General features: G+C 56.8%; 22 protein-coding genes. 11 read left to right on the top strand and 11 right to left on the bottom strand.

Annotation, left to right across the window (positions count from 1 at the left end):
• Nucleotides 1-148 precede the first annotated feature (148 nt).
• The 3 genes from ACFPDR_RS02720 to ACFPDR_RS02710 form a co-directional block, all read right to left on the bottom strand.
• On the bottom strand, nt 149-697 hold the full coding sequence (locus ACFPDR_RS02720; RefSeq protein ID WP_009460639.1) for a YaeQ family protein: 549 nt from the start codon (nt 695-697) through the stop codon (nt 149-151).
• Between the two features lie 76 nt (nt 698-773).
• On the bottom strand, nt 774-1,283 hold the full coding sequence (locus tag ACFPDR_RS02715) for a hypothetical protein (RefSeq protein WP_026484394.1): 510 nt from the start codon (nt 1,281-1,283) through the stop codon (nt 774-776).
• A gap of 99 nt (nt 1,284-1,382) precedes the next feature.
• Nucleotides 1,383-1,841 (bottom strand): Lrp/AsnC family transcriptional regulator, encoded by a 459-nt coding sequence (locus tag ACFPDR_RS02710; RefSeq protein WP_009460635.1) that lies wholly within the window; start codon nt 1,839-1,841, stop codon nt 1,383-1,385.
• Between the two features lie 112 nt (nt 1,842-1,953).
• Here ACFPDR_RS02710 and ACFPDR_RS02705 point away from each other — a divergent pair, with 112 nt between their 5' ends.
• From ACFPDR_RS02705 to ACFPDR_RS02690, 4 genes are all read left to right on the top strand, one after another.
• The gene (locus ACFPDR_RS02705) at nt 1,954-5,412 is read left to right on the top strand and encodes an indolepyruvate ferredoxin oxidoreductase family protein (RefSeq protein ID WP_239054671.1); all 3,459 of its coding nucleotides are present in this window, start codon (nt 1,954-1,956) and stop codon (nt 5,410-5,412) included.
• Between the two features lie 454 nt (nt 5,413-5,866).
• Nucleotides 5,867-6,772 carry a histone H1-like repetitive region-containing protein gene (locus ACFPDR_RS02700; RefSeq protein ID WP_314881279.1) on the top strand — a complete coding sequence of 302 codons (906 nt, stop codon included), beginning with the start codon at nt 5,867-5,869 and terminating at the stop codon, nt 6,770-6,772.
• A 114-nt stretch (nt 6,773-6,886) separates the two neighbouring features.
• Nucleotides 6,887-7,450, top strand: coding sequence for a YggT family protein (locus tag ACFPDR_RS02695; RefSeq protein WP_009460629.1), 564 nt, complete (start codon nt 6,887-6,889; stop codon nt 7,448-7,450).
• 137 nt (nt 7,451-7,587) lie between these two features.
• Nucleotides 7,588-8,823: a methylated-DNA--[protein]-cysteine S-methyltransferase gene (locus tag ACFPDR_RS02690; protein WP_254002280.1), complete on the top strand. Its 1,236-nt coding sequence runs from the start codon at nt 7,588-7,590 to the stop codon at nt 8,821-8,823.
• A 61-nt stretch (nt 8,824-8,884) separates the two neighbouring features.
• Here ACFPDR_RS02690 and ACFPDR_RS02685 read toward each other — a convergent pair whose 3' ends face one another.
• The 8 genes from ACFPDR_RS02685 to ACFPDR_RS02650 form a co-directional block, all read right to left on the bottom strand.
• Complete coding sequence (locus ACFPDR_RS02685) at nt 8,885-9,376, bottom strand: glycine zipper 2TM domain-containing protein (protein WP_026484397.1); 492 nt, start codon at nt 9,374-9,376, stop codon at nt 8,885-8,887.
• A 57-nt stretch (nt 9,377-9,433) separates the two neighbouring features.
• Nucleotides 9,434-10,375 carry a carbohydrate kinase family protein gene (locus tag ACFPDR_RS02680; protein ID WP_060186665.1) on the bottom strand — a complete coding sequence of 314 codons (942 nt, stop codon included), beginning with the start codon at nt 10,373-10,375 and terminating at the stop codon, nt 9,434-9,436.
• 8 nt (nt 10,376-10,383) lie between these two features.
• On the bottom strand, nt 10,384-11,631 hold the full coding sequence (locus ACFPDR_RS02675) for a zinc-ribbon and DUF3426 domain-containing protein (RefSeq protein ID WP_083054654.1): 1,248 nt from the start codon (nt 11,629-11,631) through the stop codon (nt 10,384-10,386).
• 24 nt (nt 11,632-11,655) lie between these two features.
• Nucleotides 11,656-12,576, bottom strand: coding sequence for a 50S ribosomal protein L11 methyltransferase (prmA, locus tag ACFPDR_RS02670; protein WP_009460614.1), 921 nt, complete (start codon nt 12,574-12,576; stop codon nt 11,656-11,658).
• Between the two features lie 96 nt (nt 12,577-12,672).
• Nucleotides 12,673-14,022 (bottom strand): acetyl-CoA carboxylase biotin carboxylase subunit, encoded by a 1,350-nt coding sequence (accC, locus tag ACFPDR_RS02665; RefSeq protein WP_009460612.1) that lies wholly within the window; start codon nt 14,020-14,022, stop codon nt 12,673-12,675.
• Nucleotides 14,023-14,026: 4 nt separating this feature from the next.
• Nucleotides 14,027-14,479 (bottom strand): acetyl-CoA carboxylase biotin carboxyl carrier protein, encoded by a 453-nt coding sequence (gene accB / locus ACFPDR_RS02660; protein ID WP_268378959.1) that lies wholly within the window; start codon nt 14,477-14,479, stop codon nt 14,027-14,029.
• Between the two features lie 86 nt (nt 14,480-14,565).
• Nucleotides 14,566-15,000, bottom strand: coding sequence for a type II 3-dehydroquinate dehydratase (aroQ, locus tag ACFPDR_RS02655; RefSeq protein ID WP_009460608.1), 435 nt, complete (start codon nt 14,998-15,000; stop codon nt 14,566-14,568).
• Between the two features lie 161 nt (nt 15,001-15,161).
• Entirely contained in the window at nt 15,162-15,659 is a 498-nt protein-coding gene (locus ACFPDR_RS02650) for a TlpA family protein disulfide reductase (RefSeq protein WP_026484403.1), read from the bottom strand.
• A 108-nt stretch (nt 15,660-15,767) separates the two neighbouring features.
• Between ACFPDR_RS02650 and mpl the strand changes: the two genes are divergently transcribed.
• The 7 genes from mpl to lptG all read left to right on the top strand — a co-directional run bounded on the left by mpl (nt 15,768) and on the right by lptG (nt 23,447).
• The gene (gene mpl, locus ACFPDR_RS02645; protein WP_060186662.1) at nt 15,768-17,132 is read left to right on the top strand and encodes a UDP-N-acetylmuramate:L-alanyl-gamma-D-glutamyl-meso-diaminopimelate ligase; all 1,365 of its coding nucleotides are present in this window, start codon (nt 15,768-15,770) and stop codon (nt 17,130-17,132) included.
• A gap of 28 nt (nt 17,133-17,160) precedes the next feature.
• Nucleotides 17,161-17,748, top strand: coding sequence for a YqiA/YcfP family alpha/beta fold hydrolase (locus ACFPDR_RS02640; protein WP_009460602.1), 588 nt, complete (start codon nt 17,161-17,163; stop codon nt 17,746-17,748).
• 41 nt (nt 17,749-17,789) lie between these two features.
• Nucleotides 17,790-19,679 (top strand): ribonuclease catalytic domain-containing protein, encoded by a 1,890-nt coding sequence (locus tag ACFPDR_RS02635; protein ID WP_088452110.1) that lies wholly within the window; start codon nt 17,790-17,792, stop codon nt 19,677-19,679.
• Nucleotides 19,680-19,684: 5 nt separating this feature from the next.
• Nucleotides 19,685-20,554 (top strand): energy transducer TonB, encoded by an 870-nt coding sequence (locus ACFPDR_RS02630; protein ID WP_009460600.1) that lies wholly within the window; start codon nt 19,685-19,687, stop codon nt 20,552-20,554.
• A gap of 106 nt (nt 20,555-20,660) precedes the next feature.
• On the top strand, nt 20,661-21,512 hold the full coding sequence (gene aroE / locus ACFPDR_RS02625) for a shikimate dehydrogenase (protein WP_035270447.1): 852 nt from the start codon (nt 20,661-20,663) through the stop codon (nt 21,510-21,512).
• A 1-nt stretch (nt 21,513) separates the two neighbouring features.
• Nucleotides 21,514-22,233 carry a monofunctional biosynthetic peptidoglycan transglycosylase gene (gene mtgA, locus ACFPDR_RS02620; RefSeq protein ID WP_035275164.1) on the top strand — a complete coding sequence of 240 codons (720 nt, stop codon included), beginning with the start codon at nt 21,514-21,516 and terminating at the stop codon, nt 22,231-22,233.
• Nucleotides 22,234-22,286: 53 nt separating this feature from the next.
• Nucleotides 22,287-23,447, top strand: coding sequence for an LPS export ABC transporter permease LptG (lptG, locus tag ACFPDR_RS02615; protein WP_022983599.1), 1,161 nt, complete (start codon nt 22,287-22,289; stop codon nt 23,445-23,447).
• Nucleotides 23,448-23,450 lie beyond the last annotated feature (3 nt).

The following is a 23,450-nucleotide window of genomic DNA, read 5'->3' as shown; positions in this document are numbered from 1 at the left end:
CTTTTTGCTTGGTACCCTGACATCGGCTCGATGGCTCGTCTATCGACGTTAAACCTGCATACCACCTAAGGCCGACTCCAACGCCACTTGCCCGATGCTCTTTGGCTCCGGCGAGCCAGGTTACTTCGTTGCAAGCAGTTGGCTCATATCAAACAGCCGCATTCAGGTGGCTGATTTCAATTGTCGCTTCGCCCTTATCGCTACTGGCCCAGACCGTGCCATCCTGGACATTCAGATTGATGGTCATGCCACGCTCGGCCAGGGCGGCTAAGGCGTCAGTCCCGGCGGTATCCAGCGCATAGACCTGTATATTGCGGGCGCGGCTGATCTTGTCCTTGATGCCACTCCACCAGACGGAGACATTGCGGCCATAGGCCAGCACCGTCACTTTGTCAGCACGGCCACTGGCTTTGATCAGACGTCTATCGTCCGGCAGGCCTACCTCCAGCCAATGCAGCAAATTGCCGCCCAGATCATGTTCCCACAAGGCGGGCTCGTCCGAGTCGCTTAGCCCGCGCGAAAAGCTCAAGGCTTCGTCCGCTTGCGCATACAAACCGTAAGCCAACAAACGCACCATCAGACGCTCTTCGGTCTCGGAGGGGTGACGGGCCAGCGTCAGGGTATGACTGCCGTAGTAGGCCCGGTCGTTATCGGCCACATTAAGTTCAGCTTTATAAATCGTCGCGCGCAGAGCCATGGAGCGTCCAGCAAAAGAAACAGACAAAAAACTGGCCGCCCCCAGGACGGCCAGGAATCATTCAAGCAAGCAGAGATCAGAATGGCAGGCGGTAGCCAGGCGACATTCTGGTCAAGCGATAGGTGGTACCACTTTGGTCACGCAGCACCAGATTGCGGGCTGTCAGGCTGACGATGTTGTAGTGGTTTTCATAAATCGGGTCGCCCGGTTCGGTTGTGACCCCATTGGATTCTTGCGTGCTGATTTGCAAGTCGTTGCCCTTGCGCACCCAGCAACCGCTTTCGTTCAAGCCTTGCGAAGGCTTGTTGGGGCGCTTGACCTGTTCGGTGTACGCCATGGAGCCGTCAGTTTGCAAGGTGAACAAGGTACGCAGCTCGCCAACCACGCCTTTCTGGCGGTGCTTGCTTAGCCAGTTACCAGCCAGTTGGTCCCCCGCCGCAGCAGGCTGACATGCAGGATGGACAGGCTTGGCAGCCGCTTGTGCAGCAGGCTCGGGAGCCGGCGCCTTGACCGCGCAGGCGCTTAAAAACACAGTAGCCAGCACAGCAACCCAGGAAGTGCGTCGCAAGATATTCGCCTTCGTCATAAAACCCCGTCCTTCATGCGTACATACCGACCCACCACAGGCCGGCGAATCCTGATTATTCTACCCGAAGGCGCTTGTATTACCCCATAACAAGATGCTTCAAAGTGGCAAAGGCAGTCGGGTCACGTTTTTGATTTCACGCATGGCCACAATCGTACGGGTTTGACGCACGCCCGGCATATTGAACAGAAAGCGATGCAGGAAATCGTCGTAGGACTCCGCGCTGGGCACCATGATCTTGAGCAGAAAATCCGCATCGCCAGTCACGGCGTGGCATTCCAGAATCTCGGGCGCATCGCGCACGGCACGAATGAAGTTATCGACTATTTCACCCGAGTGACGGTCCAGACTGATCTGGGTAAACATGCAACTTTGCAGTCCCACCTGACGGCGATCCACGCGCGCATAATAGCCTTGGATAACCTTGTTTTTTTCCAGATTTTTGATGCGCCGCCACACGGGCGCAGTGGACAAACCCACCTGCTCGGAGACCTGCTGAGCCGAGGCTCGGCCATCCAGCTGCAAGGCATCCAATATTTTTAAGTCAGTTTTATCCATATTTGAATATTTACGAAATGAACATTTCAAAGAATAGGGAATACACGCAACTATAACGCAAAAAAAAGCGAGGGCAGACTCTCTATCATGATCTCTATCTGGAGGTTTCATCATGACGCAGTCCGTCGACACTCAATACAAGCTAAGCGACAACCTGACCGCACAATCAGGACGCATCTTTTTAACTGGCACACAGGCCCTGGTGCGCATGTTGCTGACCCAGGCTCGCCTGGATAAAGAACACGGTTTGAACACCGCCGGTTTTGTCTCCGGCTACCGTGGTTCGCCGCTGGGTGGCGTGGACATGATCATGTGGAAGGCCCAGAAGTATCTGGACCAGGCCAAGGTCCGTTTCCAACCCGCTATTAACGAAGACCTGGCCGCCTCCATGATTATGGGCACCCAGCAAGCTGGCGAGCGTGCCGACCGTACCGTCGATGGCGTGTTCTCCATGTGGTATGGCAAGGGCCCCGGTGTAGACCGCGCGGGCGATGCCTTGCACCACGGCCATGCTGCCGGTGCCTCCCAACACGGTGGCGTCCTGATGATTGTGGGTGATGATCACGTGGCCTCGTCCTCGTCCATTCCCCACGCCAGCGAACAATCCCTGATCGCCTGGGGCATCCCGGTGGTCAACCCCAGCTCGGTTGAAGAATACGAACGCTTTGGTATCTGGGCCTGGGCCTTGTCGCGTTACTCCGGCTCCTGGGTGGCCTTCAAAGCCATTACCGAAACCGTGGAAAGCGGCCGCTCTTTCGAGATTGCCCCTCTGGATGATCTGGCCCCGGCCTTGGCCGACAAGCAAGGCGGCAAACACCCTTACGACCCCAGCAAATTCCTGACCCCTTCCATGGAAGGTACGCTGGACGCCCGCCTGGATAGCGTGCGTGAATTTGCGCACAAGTACAGCCTGGACCGCGTGCTGGAAGCGGCACCTGATGCGCGTATCGGTATTGTGTCCACCGGCAAAGCCACACTGGATACGCTGGACGCGCTGCAACAGCTCAGCGGTCTGGATAATCTGCCCGCCATTCGCCATCTGAAAATTGGTTTGAGCTGGCCTGTTAACCCGCAATCACTGAACGATTTTATTGAAGGCCTGGACCACGTTCTGGTCATTGAAGAAAAAGGCCCGATCATTGAAGACCAGTTAAAGAATCTGCTCTTTAACCGTGCCCAGCGCCCTACTGTGTCGGGCAAGCGCGATATCGAAAATGAAGTGCTGATCCCTGCCGATGGCCAGCTCAGCCCTGCCCGTGTGGCCGTGGGTCTGCGTCGCTGGCTGGGCCATCACGCCAATGTACAGTTGCCTGCCTGTACGGTGCAAAACCTGGCACCGATTGATACAAATGGTCTGACTCGTCGCCCCTACTTCTGCTCGGGCTGTCCGCACAATACTTCCACCAAAGTGCCCGAAGGCAGCCAGGCTATGGCGGGTGTGGGTTGCCACTACATGGCGACCTGGATGGACCGCAAAACCCGTGGTCTGACTCAAATGGGTGGCGAAGGCACGGACTGGGTGGGCCTGTCGCCCTTCATCCAGACCGGCCATATGTTCCAGAACATGGGTGAAGGCACGTATTTCCACTCCGGCTATCTGGCAATTCGTCAGGCCATTGCCGCGGGTGCCAACATTACCTACAAGATTCTGTTCAACGATGCGGTTGCCATGACAGGCGGTCAGCCGGTTGACGGCCCGATATCTGTGCCTCGCATTTGTCAGCAGACCATTGGTGAAGGTGCGCGTCGTGTGGTCATCACCACCGATGAGCCAGAGCGCTATCGCGGTGTCAGCCTGCCTGCCGGTGTGGACGTTCATCACCGTCGCGAGCTGGATCGTTTGCAGCGTGAACTGCGCGAGATCCCCGGCGTCACTATTCTGATTCACGATCAGACCTGTGCGGCTGAAAAGCGCCGTCGCCGTAAAAAGAACGAGTACCCCGATCCTGCTCGTCGCCTCTTTATCAATAAGGCGGTCTGCGAAGGCTGTGGGGATTGCGGTGTGCAATCGAACTGCTTGTCTTTGGTGCCTGCTGAAACGCCCGAAGGCCGCAAGCGCCAGATCGACCAGTCCAGCTGTAATAAGGACTACTCCTGCGTGGACGGTTTCTGTCCCAGCTTTGTGTCGGTGATGGGCGGTGCCCTGCGCCGTGGCGATCAAAACGGTCAGGCCGATATGAAGGCCCAGTTGCTGGCCAAGCTGGACACGCTGCCGCAACCCAATATTCAAGCCAAGGACTGCAATGTAATTGTGGCCGGTGTGGGTGGTACTGGTGTGATCACTATTGGTGCGGTGCTCTCCATGGCGGTACACCTGGAAGGCCGCTCCAGCTCCGTGCTGGACATGACGGGCCTGGCACAAAAAGGCGGCACCGTCATCAGCCACATCCGTCTATCTGCCAATAAAGAGAACACGGGTGCGGTGCGTGTCGATCCCGGCCAAGCCGACCTGGCGATCTTGTGCGACGTGGTGGCCGCCGCTCACCCCAATGCCCTTTCCTGCCTGCGTCCTGGTCATACCCACGCCATCATCAACGAATACCTGGCCCCCACGGCCGAGTTCACCCGCAACCCGGATGCCCCTTTGGATGCCCAGCACTTGCTGAGCCAACTCAAGACCACCGCTGGCGAAAACCAGGTGCGCTCTTTCAATGCTCACCAGGCTGCCACGCTGCTGTTCGGCGATAGCCTGTTGTCCAATATGCTCTTGATGGGCATGGCTTGGCAGCAAGGTTCCATGCCAGTGAGCAGCGCAGCGGTTGAACAGGCCATCCGTCTGAACGGTGTGGCGATTCAAGCCAACCTGGATGCCTTCCATTTGGGTCGCGTTCTGGCTCACGATGAAAAAGCACTGGCCAGCCTCCTGGCTCCAGCCGCTCAGGTCGTAACCTTGCAGCGCCGCGAAACACTGGAACAAATCATGCAGCGCTGCACCAGCAGCCTGGAGCAATACCAGAACGCCGCTTATGCCCAGCGCTTCACCAGCACCATCACTGCGCTGCGCGAAGCCGAGCAGAAACTGCGTCCGGGTCAGCGTCCTGCCTTGACTGAAAAAGCCGCACGCAGCTTGTACAAGCTGATGGCCTACAAGGATGAGTACGAAGTGGCCCGCCTGTTCAGCTCGCCCGCTTTCCGCCAGGATCTGGAACAGCAATTTGAAGGTGACTTCTCCTTGCGCTTCCACTTCGCACCTCCTTTGCTGGCACGCCGTGATCCATCTACCGGCCGCCCACGCAAGATCACATTGGGCCCACGCACCGCCACCTTGCTGCGTTGGATGGCGAAAGGCAAAGGTCTGCGCAACACGGTGCTGGATCCATTTGGCTACACCCATGAGCGTCGTATGGAACGTCGCTTCTGGCGCGAATACCAGAGCCTGCTCAACAGCTTGAGCAAGAACCTGAATCAAGCCAACTACGCCACAGCGTTGGAACTGGCCGAGCTGCCCCAACAATTGCGCGGCTTCGGTCCCGTGAAAATGGAATCGGCCAAGAAGTATGAAGCCCGCTTTGCCGAGTTGTCGCAGCAGTTGAAAAACACTGGCCCGGAAATTCAGGCAGTTCCCGCCTGAACCTTGCCCGCTGCGACTTTTGAAACGATTAACCTGCCCTTTCAGCCCTGCTTATGCAGGGCTTTTTTTGGTTTGAACAGACATTGAAAACCGCAGCTCAGTCGTGAATTGAAGTCCGTTTTCAAACCGCTTTTCCATGCTTAACACAGGTCTTTCAAAGCATGAAAAGGCCATGCAATCGATCCAGCAATGCGTCAAAAATCAGAGACTTGGATGCGACTATGGGCCGATTGCACGTGTCCAGAACGCAACTTATTTGAGACAGCAGACACCGATTCCTAATTCCATAAGCCCCAAGCCATGATTAATGCTTGACTGTGTAGGGGCTTGCGTTAGACTTCTAAGCGTATAAGGTATCGACCTTAAACGCCTGCGTCATTTGAAAAAGGCCATTGCAGTTTTCCAGGCCAGGTCAAATGGGTGTGGACAAACTAAAGACTTGTTCTCAAGGAGCATGATCATGGCAACAGCCAAGAAAGGCGCAGCAAAAGCAGCAAGCACAAAAGCCGTTAGCCCCAAAAAAGCAACGCCAGCAAAAGCAGCCGCAGCACCCGTAAAAGCTACTGCTACCAAGACCAGTCCCAGCAGCAAAACCGCTGCCCCCAAGTCCCCCGCTAAAACCACCGCTACCAAGACCAGCAAGGCTGCTGTAAAAGCCCCTGCCAAGTCTGCAAGCAGCGCATCTGCCAAGAAAACGGCTGCGAAAAAAACAGCGGTAAAGAAAGCCACTCCAGCAAAAACCACGGCTGTTAAAGCCGCTGCGACCAAGACAAGCACCGCTAAAACCGTAGCCAAAAAAGCAGCTGTTAAAAAGACAGTCGCTAAAAAGGCGGTAGCCAAGAAAGCCGTTGCCAAAAAGGCCGTCGCTAAAAAAGCGGTAGCCAAGAAGACGGTGGCAAAGAAAGTGGTTGCCAAAAAAACGGTAGCTAAAAAAGCAGCTGCGCCCAAAACGGCCAGTGCCAAACCCGCTACCACCAAACCTGCTGCCACCGCTGCCGCAAAAAAACCGGCCAGCACCAAGGCAAGCAAACCCGTGGCCAAAAAAGCCACCCCCAGCAAAGCGGCAGCGAAACCTGCCACCAAAACCGGCACCAAAGCAGTTGTAAAGACCGCGGCTAAAAAAGCCAGTCCTGCTACCAGTGCCAAGAAACCCGTAGCTCCAAAGAAGAAAGAAGTTAAATCCGTGACCGCAGAAACCAAGACCCCAAAGACCAGCACAACGACTAACGCCACCGCTAAAGCAGGCAATAAAACAGCGGCTCGCAAAGCGACCAAAACAGCAGCAGCGCCTGCCGAACCTCGCCGCGAAGATGTCAATCCTGCTGGCTCCTGGCCCTTCCCGACAGGCAAGCGTCCTTAAGCACACGCTACTTTTATGTTTCTCCCCAAAGAGCCACCCTGATCAGGGTGGCTCTTTGGTTTGTAGCACTTGCATGCGACAATTCCCTCTCCCATCAATTCATACCAAGCAACTATGTTCAGTGAAGTCGCCCTCTTCCTAATCCATATTGTTCTGTCGCTGCTGGGCACGATTTTGCTACTGCGTGCCTGGGTGTATGCGCTCAGAATCCATCCCTTCAACCCTTATTCGCAAGCTATGTTCAAGGTCACGGACTGGCTGGTCATGCCTTTGCGCCGTGTCATTAAAAGCGGCAACCATTGGGACTGGACCTCTTTGTTCGCCGCCTGGCTTAGCGCCCTGGTATACCTGGTTTTGAGCGCCATGGTACTGACCGGATCGGTGTCCATGCTCTCGAACTTCCCCATGTTCTTGCTGGCAGCCGTCTTCACCGTTCTGCGCTGGACCTTGAGCCTGATCTTCTGGGTGGTCCTGCTGCAAGCACTGCTATCCTGGATTCAGCCACAATCGCCCAGCATGCCCTTGCTGCGTTCCATTACAGCCCCCTTGCTGGACCCGATCCGTCGCGTCTTGCCTGACCTGGGTGGTCTGGATTTGTCGCCACTGGTCGTCCTGCTGCTGACTCAAGTGCTCAATATGGTCATCACGCGCACCGCTTTCAGTCTGGTACCAATCTAAGCACAGCGGACTGTACACATGGAAAACCTGGGCTATGCCCAGGTTTTTTTTATGCTGAATTCAAGAGCAAGAATCAGGGTGTCTTGTGCGAAAGTGGACCTTATACTGGCCTCACCACCAATCAGCAGGCCACTTCCATGACTCGCCTTCCATCAAAACCAGACACATCCAGCCGCTACCGCGAGGCCGAACAATTCCTGGCCGCACTGGACCCCGACTGGCAAGCGCTGGTCGCCCACGTGGGCCCTTGCATCCATCAGCCACGCCCCGAGCGCGACCCTTACGAAGCCCTGATCCGCTCTGTTGTGTATCAGCAGTTGCATACCCGTGCGGCTGAGCGCATCCTGCAACGCCTGATTGATATCTATCCGCACGGCCATTGCCCAACGCCCGAGGAAGTGCTGGCGACTCCGTATGACACCCTGCGCGCTTGTGGCTTGTCCGGTGCCAAAGCCAATAGCATTCTGGGCCTGGCCCAGGCGCGCCTGGATGGCATCATTCCCGACCAGGCCACCGCTTTGCAAATGCCGGATGAAGAGCTGATCAAGCAGTTGACCACGCTGCGCGGCATAGGTCGCTGGACGGTGGAAATGATGATGATGTACACGCTGGAGCATGAAGACATTCTGCCTGCGGACGACTTTGGGGTGCGCGAGGGCTATCGCAATTTGAAGCAGCTGGACAAGGCTCCCTCAGCCCGTGTCTTGCGTGAAATTGGCCAAGCCTGGGCACCCTACCGCAGCGTGGCTTCCTGGTACTTGTGGCGCATGCCCAAACAGGCGCCAGTATTGGCGCCTTCTTCGAACGAGCTACATCGCGCTCCGCGCTCGCAGGACAAGACCGTTCGCCAACAAACTCCAAGTAGCCGTCTTTATTTTGCGATTGCCCAATGCAGCTTGGGTGCATTGCTCGTTGCCGAAAGCGAGCGCGGGATTTGTGCGATTTCCCTGGGCGATGATGCCAAAGTCTTGCTGGAACAGCTGCAAGAGCAATTCAAGGCCGCTGAGCTGATCGAAGCCGATCCGCAATTCAATCAACGAGTGGCCTTGGTCGTTGCCATGGTAGAAAAGCCGACCCTGGGTTTGGATCTACCCCTGGACATCCAGGGCACCCCTTTTCAACAACGTGTCTGGGAGTTTCTACGTCATATCCCAGCAGGCCAGACCTTGAGCTATACCGAGATTGCCGAACGTCTGGGCATGCCCAAAGGCGCCCGTGCCGTGGCACGAGCCTGCGCCACCAACACCTTGGCCATTGCCATCCCCTGCCATCGGGTCGTGCGGCAAAGCGGGGATCTGGCAGGCTATCGTTGGGGCCTGGAGCGCAAGAAAACCTTGCTGGAGCGCGAACGCGCCCAAAAGGCTCAGCGCTGACAGGCGTAAAAAAACCCGGCCAATGGCCGGGTTCTTTATGCACAAAGCACTAAGGCTTTGATTACAAGGGCACCACGCGAGTTGGGCCATTACCACTAAGCATACGTACACGCTGACCAGCGGACAGAGGTACATCGGCTTCCTGGGCCACCACACGGGTTTCGCCATTATCCAGTTGAACCGTGATTTCCAGACCCTGGGTCTTGCCCATGCGGTTTTCAACCGCATTACCAACCAGACCGCCCAGAATCGCACCACCGATACTGGCCAGGATGCTACCGCGGCCACCACCAATGCTGCTGGCAGCGACACCACCCAAGGCTGCGCCACCCACGGTGCCCACGCCCGAGTTCTGGTCTTCCTGAATAGTGACGGCGCGTACCGACACCACGGTACCCAAACGCACGATCTGTTCGCGCTGAGCCTGACCGTAGCTGTACACCGAGCTGGATGCCGATTTATTGGCACAACCTGCCAGCAAAAACACGGGGGCTGCCAGACTCGCCACTACCAGCAGACGCACTTTGGGTCGATCGAAAAAAGAAACGTACATACGGTTTACTCCAAAAAACGTAGCTGGCCGAATCATAAAAAACTATCGAGCGCTCTTTTACAGACTGCGCTCAATACCATAGTGCTGTTTTAGCATGGCCGAGATATCTGACCGTTTAAATTCATGATTTTGCGGGCCATCCGCCTGAATTTTAATACTGCCCATCAAGTTACCCAAGCTGCAAGCCTCCTGCCAGCTCCAGCCTTTTGTAAGACCATATAACAAGCCAGCGCGATGAGCATCGCCACAGCCGGTGGGATCCACCACATTTTCCACGGGCACAGGGGCAATCTCGTAAGTCTGACCATTGTGATAAAGCGTGCTGCCATGCTCTCCACGCGTCACGACAGCGGCTTGCAAGCCCTGGGCAATCTCGGCCATGCTCTTGGAGGTGCGCTGCTCGATAACTTCAGCTTCGTATTCGTTAGCCGTAAGAACTTGACACAGTTCCAGCATCTCCAGCAGGTCCTCACCCGCGAACAAAGGCATGGCCTGACCCAGGTCGAAAATAAAGGGCGTCCCCTGCGCATGCAGGTGACGGGCATGAGCAAACATGCCGTCTTTGGAATCCGGAGCCACAATGCCCCATGCCGCTTCCTGACCAGACAAATCGATCTGGGCAGAATTGATCATGGCGCCCGGGTGGAAAGAGGTGATCTGGCTGGCGGCCAGGTCTGTGGTGATAAAGCACTGAGGGGTGAACATCTCGGGCATCACACTCACCATGCTGGTATCAATACCCAGGTTCTGCAGACGCTGTACATAATCCACACCGTCGCTGCCAACAGCCCCCACAGGAACAGGCTGGCCACCCAGCATGTTCAAGGTGTAGGAGATATTACCCGCACAACCGCCCCACTCTTTACGCAAGCTGGGCACAAAGAAGGACACGCTCAGGGTTTTGATGCTGTCGGGCAAGATGTGATCTTTGAAGTACCCCTCGAAAACCGCGATCGTATCAAACGCGATCGAACCACATACCAGCACTCGCTCGGTCATAAATTACCTTAAGGAAAAAAAGGGCTAATCTGGTAGCCATTAACTTGGAGCTGCCCGGTATTCAAAGGCAGGCGCACCATGATTTCACTGCGCGCTGCAAAAGCAGGCTCACGTCGCTCGGAAGCCAGGTACTGATCGGGCGTAATATTGCGCCGGGCGATCAAGGCTCCGGAAAAATCTTTCAAATCCAGTACCAGCGTAGGCCACTCCTGAGGCCGTTCAAACTCGTTGCGCAGCGTAAAGCCCAAGGTGGACTGTCCGGGCTGATTCGGCGCTTTATGCAAGGCCGAAGCCTGCACGCGAATCTGGTCCAGACGACGTTCGTAGGGAACCTTGCACGACAAGGTCTGACACGCGCTCTCGAACACGGGACGCAGCATGGGTATCTGGCTGACAATCTGTACGCGATACACGTACATCAGCTGCACGACGAACAGGACAACACCCAGAACGCACAAGCTGGTCCAGATCAGCGAACCCACACGCTGACCAAAGCTGGCTTCGCCCTCATAACGTGTTTCGCGTTGCAAGGCTGGGTTGGGGTCAATGACCCAATCCTGCTGAAAATCCTCGCCATCACTATCATGCGTACCATCAGCCTGACGCGAGGGGAAAGAGGCGCGCAAGGCACTGGCACGGTCGCCCACACTGAACTCAGGCTCGGCAGCCGACCACGATGCCTGACCAATATGATGGTCCCCATCTGGCTCAGAAACAGAGCCAGTCGATACGAAAAACGAGGTGTCCTGATCATCCTGTGGCAAAGGCTCGTGTCTGGAGCGGGCGCGAATGACTGACGGCTCTACCGACTCAACCGCAGGCTCTGCCGGGCGGACAAAAGGCTCGGTAGTTACAGCAGCAGGCGCGGCCGGAGTGACAGGTGCTTGTGTCAGGATGGAGTCGGGGAATTTGCGTACCTGCAAGGACTCGTGGGCCGTGCCTTCATCACGCGGCGGGGCGTGACGGGAGTGCTCCACAAATCGCGGCCCCGGAATGGGCGCTTGCAGGTCCACCGACTGCACCTGTTCCTGCCGTGGCGAAACAGGTGGCTCGGGCGCCAGGCGCGGCTCGATCTGAACCGGCGTGGCGGGGGAATGATAGGAAGGCTCAGGGGCTTGCTCATCAATGACTTCTTCAAAGCCATCGAAGATATGCGCACATTGAATGCAGCGTATATAGCCCCGGCGGCGTTGCAGCGTTTCTACACTGGCTGCAAACGATGTCCCGCAACGGGGGCAGCGAGTCTTTAGCTCCATGAACTCACCTTAAGTTCTGCCGTCTTATAACGGGCGTTGACCAGCCAAACACACCCAGCCATCGCGCTCCTGCCAAACCGACATGGGCAAGTAGGAGGAATAGACCTCGATCATCTCCTCGGCCTGCCAATCGTAAATACCGGACAGGATCAAATGCCCGCCCGGTTTGACACGGTTGGCCAGCATGGGAGCCAGCATACGCAGGGGATTGGCCAGAATGTTGGCGACAACCAGATCCGTTTGCCCGGCGGGCATGGCATCGGGCAGCAAGCCTTCAACCTCGACCTGATTGACTTGCGCATTGTAGCGCGTGGCAATCACGGCCTGCTCGTCAATGTCCACACCAACCGTATGGCCAGCACCCAGCTTGCGGGCGGCAATCGCCAAAATACCGGAGCCACAACCATAGTCCAGCACGGTCTGACCCGCTTGCACATGATGGGCCAGCCAATCCAGACACAAATGCGTCGTGGGGTGACTGCCGGTACCAAAGGCCAGGCCGGGGTCCAATTCAATGCGCACCAGGCCGTCATCGCCTTCCTGGGCGACTGGCAGGTCCTCGTCGTCCTTGTGCCAGCTGGGCACAATCAGGATACGATCGCCCACCGGGATGGGACCAAACTGCGATTGCGTCAAACGAACCCAATCCTCGTCGGGCACTTCGCGCACGCTCCACTGAGCCTTTGCAGGATCCAGCACACCGGCTTCAAAAAGTGGTTGCAGCAACTCTTCAGGCTCCAGCTCCTCGGGCAGCAAGGCCACCACCCGATTTCGGTCCCAGGCCAGCACATCCGGTTCGATACCAGGTTCGCCAAACAGGGGCTTTTCCTGGTCGGTATCACCATCGGCATCTTCCACCGACACCGACAAGGCGCCCGCCTCAAGCAAGGCATCGGACAAGCGCTCGGCCTCGTGTTCCTGGCAGCTCAGTAAGAGTTCACGCATACATAGTTTCCATAAAGCAAAACAGGGGGCTCGCCCCTGTTTTACATAGTCATCATTCTTGTCAGGTCAGGCCTGTGGCCTGACCTGTTGCTGCCCTTACTTGCTACGTTGGGCCAGCTTTTGTTCCAGGTAGTGAATGCTGGTGCCGCCTGCCTTGAAGCTGGCGTCCTGCATCAATTCCCGGTGCAGATCCACGTTCGTTTTGATCCCTTCCACCACCATTTCGGACAAGGCAATGTCCATACGGGCAATGGCTTGCTCGCGCGTCTTACCGTAGGTAATCAGCTTGGCAATCATGGAATCGTAGTACGGCGGCACGGTGTAGCCGGTGAACACGTGCGAGTCGATACGCACGCCAGGGCCACCGGGAGTGTGCCACTTGGTAATCAAGCCCGGGCTTGGTACGAAGTTGAATGGATCTTCCGCGTTGATACGGCATTCGATCGAGTGACCTTCAAACTCGATGTCACGCTGGCGCAGCACGAACTTCTCGCCTGCGGCCACTTTGATCTGCTCCTGGACCAGATCAATACCGGTGATCATTTCAGTGATGGTGTGTTCGACCTGAATACGGGTGTTCATCTCGATAAAGAAGAACTCGCCGTTTTCGTACAGGAATTCAAACGTACCAGCACCGCGGTAACGCATGCGACGGCAGGCATCGGCACAACGCTCGCCGATACGCTCGATCAGGCGACGTGGAATACCTGGAGCCGGTGCTTCTTCAATCACTTTCTGGTGACGACGCTGCATGGAGCAGTCGCGCTCACCCAGCCAGACGGCATTGCGATCACCATCAGCCAATACCTGAATTTCGATATGGCGTGGATTCTCGAGGTACTTTTCCATGTAGACCTCGGGATTATTGAACGCAGCAGCGGCTTCGGTTTTGGTCGTGGCAACGGCCGTCAGCAAAGCGGCTTCGGTGTAGACCACGCGCATACCGCGACCACCACCACCGCCAGAGGCCTTGATGATGACCGGGTAGCCCACTTCACGGGCAATGCGCACGATTTCTGCGGGATCGTCGGGCAAGGCGCCGTCCGAACCGGGAACCACAGGCACACCGGCCTCGATCATGGCTTTTTTGGCCATGACCTTATCGCCCATCGTGCGGATGTTCTCGGGACGTGGGCCGATAAAGACAAAACCGCTCTTTTCGACACGATCAGCGAAGTCCGCGTTTTCAGCCATAAAGCCGTAGCCAGGGTGAATGGCTTCCGCATCGGTGACTTCTGCTGCCGAGATAATGGCAGGCATGCTCAGGTAGCTGTCACGGGCTTGGGCGGGGCCAATACACACGGCCTCGTCGGCCAGACGCACGTACTTGGCACCACGATCAGCTTCAGAATAAACGACGACTGTCTTGATACCCATCTCGCGGCAAGCGCGCTGGATACGCAAGGCAATTTCGCCCCGATTGGCGATTAGGATTTTTTCAAACATATCATCAACCGATGACGAACAGAGTCTGACCGTATTCCACCGGCCCGCCGTTTTCAACCAGAATTTCCTTGATCACGCCGGACTTGTCGGCTTCGATCTCGTTGAGCAGCTTCATGGCTTCGATAATGCACAAAGGCTCGCCTTCCTTGACCGTCTGGCCCACTTCCACAAAAGGAGCAGCGCCTGGGCTAGGAGCACGGTAGAACGTGCCGACCATAGGAGCCTTGACGGCGTGGCCTTCGGGAACGGCGGGTGCAGCGGGAGCTGCGGCAGGAACGCCAGCGGCGGGGGCTACCACCTGGGCTACAGGAGCCTCGGGAGCATAGACCACGGGAGCTGCCGAGCTTTGCGAAAATTTCACAATGCGAACCTTGTCATCACCTTCAGTGATTTCCAGTTCGGCAATGCCAGACTCGGCTACCAGATCGATCAGGGTTTTGAGTTTTCTAAGATCCATGCGTACTTCCCGCAACGCCGCACTAGCCACTGACTGGGTCAGGACGGCATTAAAAAAATATTGGTCAAAAAAACGAAACGAACCGCCTAACTATTCAAAGCAAACCGCAGCGCGGCTTCATAACCGTAGGCCCCCAAACCAACAATGACACCGCTAGCGATGTCAGAGAGATAGGAGTGGTGACGGAACGGCTCACGACGGTGAACATTGGACAGATGAACTTCAATAAACGGAATACCGACACCGGCAAGCGCATCCCGTATCGCCACGCTGGTATGGGTGTAGGCCCCAGCATTGATCAGGATGAAATCCACGCCCTCGGTACGGGCTTGATGAATTCGATCGACGAGCCCGCCTTCGTGATTACTTTGAAAAAAATGACACTGCGCGCCATGCTGGTCGGCCAGCACCTGTAAACCACTGTTGATATCGTCGAGAGTCTGATGTCCGTAGACATCGGGTTCTCGGGTACCCAGCAGGTTGAGGTTGGGCCCGTTAAGGACCAGGACATGTTTCGCCATAGCGGATTTTTCGTCAAGACAGACCGCCTTTTTACGCTAAATAACGTCATTTGTCCATAAACCTGCTTGGCTTACAAACAGTTAGCATTGGTCCCATCCCGTTTGAAACAGGGGTGGACCAGACCGACAATTTGACGAAATTAAGCGAAAAAGTCGGCCAGTTAGCGTTGAGCTTTAATAACTTCGTCCAACTTTTCGGGATCTATCTGGCCCAAAATGCGTTCGCTGACCCGGCCATTGCTGCCAAACACGACAGTAAAGGGCAATCCGCCCTTTTTATTGCCCACGCTGCGCATTTGTTTCAAGCCACCCGAACCAGCCAGCAAAATGTCGTAACTGACCGGCACGCGTTCCAGAAACTCTTTCACGTTATCCAGCGAGTCCACTGCAATACCCACAAAGTTCACCTCGGGGTAGCGTTTGTGCAGTTCCTGCAGATCCGGCATTTCCTTGACGCAAGGTGCACACCAGGTCGCCCAGAAGTTGACCACCAGGGGCTTGCCTATATAAGTAGAGAGCGCGCGATCTTCGCCCTGAAGATCCTTGAAGCTTTGCGCCAGGAAGGGGTCTGAAGGCAGCAAACTGGCCCAAGGGGCGGGATGCAGGGCCAAAAGACTTGCACACACTAGCGATTTCTGCAGAAAAAGACGCCTACGCATACCGGCTCACACCTGAAAAAATATCATCTGGGGATGATAGCACCGGCCCTCACCAAAGCTCACGCATCAGATCAAACAGTCGTCTAGAATACAGGCCGGAGGATTGTCATGCACATACATATACTAGGAATTTGCGGCACATTCATGGGTGGTCTGGCCCTGATTGCCCGCTCGGCTGGCCATACGGTTACCGGTTGCGATGCCGGGGTCTACCCGCCCATGAGCACGCAGCTGGAAGAACAAGGCATTGAGCTTATTGAAGGCTTTGGCGCAGAGCAAACCAGGCTGTCCCCTGATCTCTATATAGTGGGCAACGTGGTGACGCGCGGTAATCCTCTGATGGAAGCCATTCTGGATCAGGGTCTGCCTTATACATCCGGCCCGCAATGGCTGGGCGAGAACATTCTGCACAAGCAGCACGTTCTGGCCGTGGCCGGCACGCACGGCAAGACCTCCACCAGCTCCATGCTGGGCTGGATCCTGGAACAGGCCCAGTTGTCCCCCAACTTCCTGATCGGTGGCGTGGCCCCCGGCCTGGGTGTGTCGGCCCGCTTCAATCCAGAACAATCCTTGTTTGTGATCGAGGCCGACGAATACGACACCGCCTTTTTCGACAAGCGCTCCAAATTTGTTCACTACCGCCCCCGCACGGCCATCCTGAACAATCTGGAATACGATCACGCTGATATCTTCCCTGATCTGCACGCCATCCAGACCCAATTTCACCATCTGGTGCGTACCATCCCCTCCACCGGGCTGATTCTGCGTCCTACCCACACCCCCAGCCTGGACGAAACCCTGGCCCGTGGATGCTGGACGCCGGTTGAACAGTTTGGCCCCGACGGAGATTGGGACAGCAAGGCAATCAGCGCCACCTCTTTCGACGTGATGTTCAAAGGCCAGTCCCAAGGCATCGTCCAATGGACACTGACCGGCGAACACAATCGCCTGAACGCTCTGGCCGCCATCGCCGCTGCCCACCATGTGGGCGTCAAACCTGAACAGGCTTGCGCGGCACTGAGCCAATTCGCCGGCATCAAGCGCCGCATGGAAGTGCGTGGCGTGGTCAATGACATTACCGTCTACGACGATTTTGCCCATCACCCTACCGCCATTGCTACTACGCTAGCCGGTTTGCGCAGCCAGACAGGTAAAGCCACCCGAATTCTGGCCGTGCTGGAGCCACGCTCCAACACCATGAAGCTGGGTGCCATGGCTGCCCGCCTGCCCGGTTCGCTGGAAGATGCCGACCTGGTTTTTTGCTACGGCGAGACCCAGGGCAAGCACGCGCTGGGTTGGGATGCGGCCAAGGTCCTGGCTCCTTTAGGGGATCGCGCCACAGCGTGGAATGATTTGGATAAAATGGTTCAGGCCATTGTTCAGGCCAGCCAGCCCGGCGATGCCATTGTCGTGATGAGTAACGGCAGCTTTGGCGGCATTCATCAGCGCCTGCTGGATCAACTGTCACGCTGACCCTCTTATCTATATAGCAGGTGCCTCCATGATCCTCTATCTACACGGCTTTCGTTCCTCGCCTTCGTCCTACAAAGCGCAGCGCCTGAAACAAACCATGCAGGACAGGGGCTTGCTGCACCTGTGGCGCTGCCCGCAATTGCCCGCCAGCCCGGCCCAGGCCATTGCCATGTGCAAGCGCATTGTGGACACGGCAATGCAGGCGGGCATGAGCGCCGATCAATTGTGTGTGATCGGCTCCTCGCTGGGCGGTTACTATGCCAGCCACCTGGCGCAGCACTATCACAGCCGCGCCGTGCTGCTTAACCCGGTGGTCTACGCAGGGCGCGATCTGGCTACGCAGGTGGGCGAGCATGTCTGTTATCACTCGCCCGACCCGTTTCACTTCCTGCCCGACTATGTGGATGAGCTTAACGACATTCACGTACCACGCCCCAGCGATCCCCAGCGCTTTTACCTGCTGGCCGCCAAAGGTGATGAAGTCCTGAACTGGCGCGAGATGGCGGACTGGTACAAAGGCAGCCAAGGTCACATTCTGGAAGGCGGAGATCACGGCCTGACCGACTTTGATCCCTGGATCGACGAAATTTTGCGCTTTGCCCTGCAACAACCTTAACTATCTTTACCGGATGGCCAGCACCATCCAGATGGAAAATCATGTACGTCCTTTTTGAAGACAGCGGTAATTTCAAAGCAGAAAAAATATTTTCTGACAGCGATACCACCATGCAGGTGGAATCCGCGTCTGGCAAACGCAGCAAAATAAAGAAAAACAGCGTTCTATTTACCTTCGAGCAGCCCGCCCCGGCAGAACTGCTGGAAAAAGCCCAAGCGCTGGCCGAATCCCTGGATATCAATTTTTTATGGGAATGCGCCCCCCAGGAGGAGTTTGAAGCGTCCACGCTGGCACAGGATTATTTCGGTCACGCGCCCAGCGCTGTCGAAAAAACCGGCACCATCTTTGCCCTGCACAGCGCACCCGCCTACTTTCACCGTCGTGGCAAAGGGCTGTACCGCCCTGCTCCGCCAGAGATTTTGCAAGCCGCTCTGGCCGCCATTGAAAAGAAACGCCTGCAGCAAGAGCAGATCCAGACCTGGGCCGAACAGATGATCAAGGGCGAACTGCCGCCCGAAGTTGCCGAGAAAGCCAGCACCTTCCTGACTCAGCCAGACAAGAACACGCTGGAGTGGAAAGCGTTTGATCAGGCCCAGAAAGAACTGGGTGTCAGCACGGAAAAGCTGCTGCTGTCGCTGGGCGCCTGGTCCAATCCACTGATTTTGCATCAACATCGCTTTTTGGCCGCGCACTTCCCCAAAGGGACAGGCTTTCCGGAGATTGCCCTGCAAAATTGGGGGCAGGACCTGCCCGAGGCCGATGTCACCGCCTACTCGGTGGACGACGCCAATACGATTGAAATTGACGACGCCCTGTCCGTCCAGCATCCGGAACCGGGCCGCCTGCGTATCGGGGTTCACATTGCCGTGCCTTCGCTGGCCTTGGCTCGTGGCAACGAGATCGACCAGATTGCCCGCAATCGCATGGCAACGGTATACACACCGGGCTACAAGATCCCTATGCTGCCGCCCGAGCTGATCGCGCATTTCTCCCTGGATCAAGGGCAGACTCGTCCTACCCTGTCGCTGTATGTAGACGCCGACATCAGCACTGGTGAAATCCTGTCGCATCAGACTCGTCTGGAACGCATTACCGTGGCGGGCAACCTGCGCCAGCACGAGCTGGACCCGCTCATCAGCGAAGAAGCTCTGGCCGACGAAAACGCCGAACTGCCCTATGCACAATGGCTGCGTCCGCTATGGAACTTCTCGCGCCAACTGTCAGCCCAGCGTGAAGCCGTGCGAGGCAAACCGGAAAACAATAACCGTGTGGAATACAGCTTCGAGCTGGATGGCCCGCACGACGATCCAAACTCCATCATTCGTCTGGTGCCACGCGTGCGCAATGCGCCGCTAAGCCTGCTGGTAGCTGAATACATGATTCTGGCCAATCAGCTGTGGGGCGGTTTGCTGGCCGAGCACAATGTGCCCGGTATTTACCGCTCCCAGCAGTTCATGCGTACGCGTATGTCTACCACGCCCGGCCCGCACGAATCCATTGGTGTGCCGCAATACATCTGGTCGACCTCGCCTCTGCGCCGTTATGTGGACCTGATCAATCAGGGCCAGATTCTGGCGGCGGCCGAGCACGGCATCTCCGCACGCCTGGCCGCCCCCTTCCAGCCCAAGGATGCGGATCTGTACGCCATTATTGGCGCCTTTGAATCGCAATACACCCAGTGGTCGGACTACCAGTCGTCTCTGGAGCGCTTCTGGTGCCTGCGCTGGCTGCAACAAAACGACATCAAGCAAGTCCAGGCCAACTTCATCAAGGAAGATCTGGTGCGCCTGAGCAATGCGCCGCTGGTTCTTCATGTCCCCGGCCTGCCAGCACTTGAACGTGGTCAGGAAGTCACGCTGGATCTGTTGTCCTTCGACGAACTGGCTTTGACGGTGGAAGCCCGTTTGCGCTCGGTCGCCACGGCTGACTGACGATCATGACCAAGCTCGACCGCCGCCACGCGCCCAAAGACTATTTGTGGCTGGCGGTCGCCCTTTCGGCACTGATTCATCTTTTGCTGATCTTCTGGCCGGCTCGCGCGCCCTCGCCCGCACCAGCCAACAGTCTGGATGTAGCACTGGTCAATTTCAGTACCGACTCGGCACCGTTAAGTCCCCAACTGTTAGCGCAGTTGAATCTGGATGGCGGCGGAGAGCATCAGCAAGGGCAAGCCAGCAATCCTTTGCCGCTGACCGATCCCAATCTGCCGAATCAGTTAGTGCTGGAAGCCTTGCGTGCACGCCAGCAAAGCCTGGAAGCTGAACAGCAGCGCCTGCTGGGCGAGCTGGAAAGTCAGGACAAGGCACCTTTGTCGACACCCAGCTTTGAATATATTGGCGCGTCCATTGAGCCCGGCCCGGACGACCATGATCTGGACCCACAAGTGCAAAATAGCCAACTGGCGATTTTGCGTGAGCAGATTCGTGAACAACAACGCCAACCCCGCTACCACTATGTAGGCCCCAGCGCCAAAGCCAGCGAACAAGCCCAGTACCTGGATCAGTGGCGTCAAAAAATTGAGCAGACCGGCACCCGCCACTATCCGAAGCAAAATGGCGAGCAACTGTACGGTCAGCTGCAAATGACAGTCTATATCCGGCGCGATGGCAGCCTGCTGCGTGCCCAGATTACTGAGCCTTCAGATCAGGCCGCCTTGAATCTGGCGGCCCGCCGCATTGTGGAACTGGCCGCCCCCTTCGCCCCCCTGCCCGAACAAGTGGCTCCTGGCGCGGATGTACTCGTCATTACCCGCAGCTGGAGTTTTACGCATGACAGGCTCAGTATGCACGGCACGGATGTGCAATAAGATCGTATTGTCCACAGCAAGCTCTGGCAAAAGCAGACCCTAGGGTAAAATATGCGCTTTCAGCCTTGGGGCTGACACCTCACAACAAGACAAGCATCGCTTAACCATGCCCGACACGACTCCCGCCAAGCGCTACGGCGTTATTGGTCACCCTATCGAGCACAGCCGCTCTCCACAAATCCATACGCAGTTTGCCAGCCAGTTCAATCTGGCCCTGAGCTACGAGCGAATTCTGGCACCACTGGATGGCTTTAACGCCACCGTGGAGGAGTTTTTCAAGGACGGCAGCGGCCTGAATGTCACCTTGCCCTTCAAAGAGCAGGCTTATGATCTGGTGGGCCCACGCTTGAGCCGTCGCGCTCGCATGGCCGGAGCCGTCAATACGCTATGGCTGGAAGATGGACAGTTGCATGGCTGCAATACCGATGGCGTGGGCTTGTGCTCGGACCTGCTGCGTGTCGGCCACAACCCGGAAGGCAAGCGTATCTTGCTGATCGGTGCAGGTGGTGCCTCGCGTGGAGTGGTGTTCCCCTTATTGGAAGCCGGTTGCGAAATGCTGCACATCATCAACCGCACCAGCGCCAAAGCCTACGACATTCGTGAGCAGGTCGTTGCTCTGGACCCGGATGCCTCCCGCCGCCTGAGCGCGGGCGGTCTGGACGATCATTGTGGCGACTGGGACATTGTGATCAATGCCACCTCGGCCAGCCTGAACCAGAATCTGCCCGAACTGCCAGATGCCCGTTATCGCAGCAACTCTCTGGCCTACGATATGTTTTATGCCAGCGAACCCACTGCCTTCATGCGTGCCGCCGAGCAAGCCGGTGCCACACATAGCAAAGATGGCCTTGGCATGCTGGTAGGCCAAGCGGCCGCCAGCTTTCAGATCTGGCACGGCGTAGAGGCCGATGTCGAACCCGTACTGGCCCAGCTGCGCCAGGACATCGGACAAATCTGACGTGCGTCGCCTTCTGGCCCATCCCTGGAAACTGGCTGGCCTGGCCGTTCTGGCCGTGGCCGCTGGTGTTCTGCTTTATCAGATCGCCCTGTTTCTGATGGTGCTCTGGTACAGCGTGGTGCCGCCCCGCATGACCACCTTCATGGCGGCCGAGCAGGGCCAGTTGCGCAGCGCCAATGCGGATGCCGAACTGCGCTATCAATGGGTGCCGTACGACAAGATCAGCGCCAATTTGAAACGCGCAGTGATTGCCTCCGAAGATTCGAACTTCCTGAACCATTCGGGGGTCGAATGGGATGCCATTCGCAAAGCCTGGGAATACAACCGTCGCCAGTCGGAAAAGGGCTCTACCCGCCGTCGTGGTGGTTCTACCATTTCCCAGCAACTGGCCAAGAATCTGTTTCTATCGGAATCACGCAGTTATCTGCGCAAAGGTCAGGAATTGATTCTGACCTATATGATTGAAACCGTCATGAGCAAGGAGCGCATCCTGGAGCTGTACCTGAACGTAGCTCAATGGGGAGAAGGCGTTTTTGGTGCCCAGGCGGCGGCACGCCACTACTTCAAGGTTGATGCGGCCAAGCTCAGTGCCATGCAGGCCGCCCGTCTGGCGGGCATGTTGCCCAACCCGGCCTACTATGACAAAAACCGTAACAGCCCCTATTTGCAATCGCGCACGCGCACTATCAGTCAACGTATGCGACAAGTCGCTATTCCCTGACTGCAATCCGCATTTTTGTTAAGCTAGCCACGTCTTTCCTGGGCCCTATTTTCATGCGCACCGCACGCCGCTATCTCGCTTCCGAAATCTATCGCTCCAGCGCCGTGGTGCTGATTGCCCTGCTTGGCCTGTTCACCTTTTTCGCCCTGATTGAAGAGCTGGACAAGGTCGGTTCCAAGTTCACCCTGATGAATCTGTTTTACATCCAGGCCCTGGAGCTGCCCACCCGTCTGTACGACCTGCTGCCCATTGGCCTGTTGATTGGTGCCACCCTGGCCCTGGCCAGTCTGGCTCAGCGCAATGAGCTGGTAATTTTGCGTGCGTCAGGCGTTAGCGGCCTGCACATGATGCTGATGCTCTGGACCATTACCCTGCCCCTGGTAGGGGGGGCCTTTGTTTTGTCCGAGTATGTCACCCCCATGGCCGAGATCAAATCCAGTGAGCAAGGCATGGCCTTGCTGGGACGTTCCGGTGGCGGCCGTCTGGACAGTGGCTACTGGTTCAAGGAGAGCAATGACAGTGGCGGGGTGCGCATCATCAATATTGCCAACCTGCAGGGCGATGGCAAAGTAAGCGATGTCAGCGTGTTCGACTTCGCGGATGGGCAGCGCCTGAGTGCAATGACTCAAGCGCCCAGCGGACAGTTCCACAAGAACCAGCTGGACTTACAGGACGTTACCGAGACCCAAGTCAATGAGCAGGCCCACACGGCTCTGTCACAGGATAAGGCACCTGATCAAGCGCTGGTCAAAATTGAAAAACGCCCCACCTTGACGCTGACCACCACGCTAACGCCGGATCGACTGATTGCACGCGTCGTGACCCCCGAGCGCATGTCCATTCTGGACCTGAAGGATTACATCGGCTACCTGGACGCGAACAAGCTGCAGACCAAACGTCAGGTTGTGGCCCTGTGGCGCAAAGTCGCTTACCCCTTTACCTTGCTGGTCATGATTACCATTGCTGCGCCTATCGGCTTCATGCAGACCCGCCACGGCGGTGTGGGCACCAAGGTCTTTACCGGTATCTTGCTGGGCGTGGGCTTTTTCATGATCAATCAGCTGGCCTTAAACGTGGCCATGCTCAGCAATCTGGCGCCGTGGGTCACCGCTCTGGTTCCGAACCTGATCGCCATGGCCATGGCCTTGAGTGCTCTTATCATGATGGAAAACCGGCACAACCGGCGTCGTCGCAACTCCAGCACAACCAACTAAATC

Source organism: Alcaligenes sp. GCM10023179 (genome assembly GCF_042653705.1).
Classification (GTDB): domain Bacteria; phylum Pseudomonadota; class Gammaproteobacteria; order Burkholderiales; family Burkholderiaceae_B; genus Alcaligenes; species Alcaligenes phenolicus.
The sequence above is the reverse complement of the archived record's forward strand: the minus strand, read 5'-3'. Positions and strand labels throughout refer to the sequence as shown.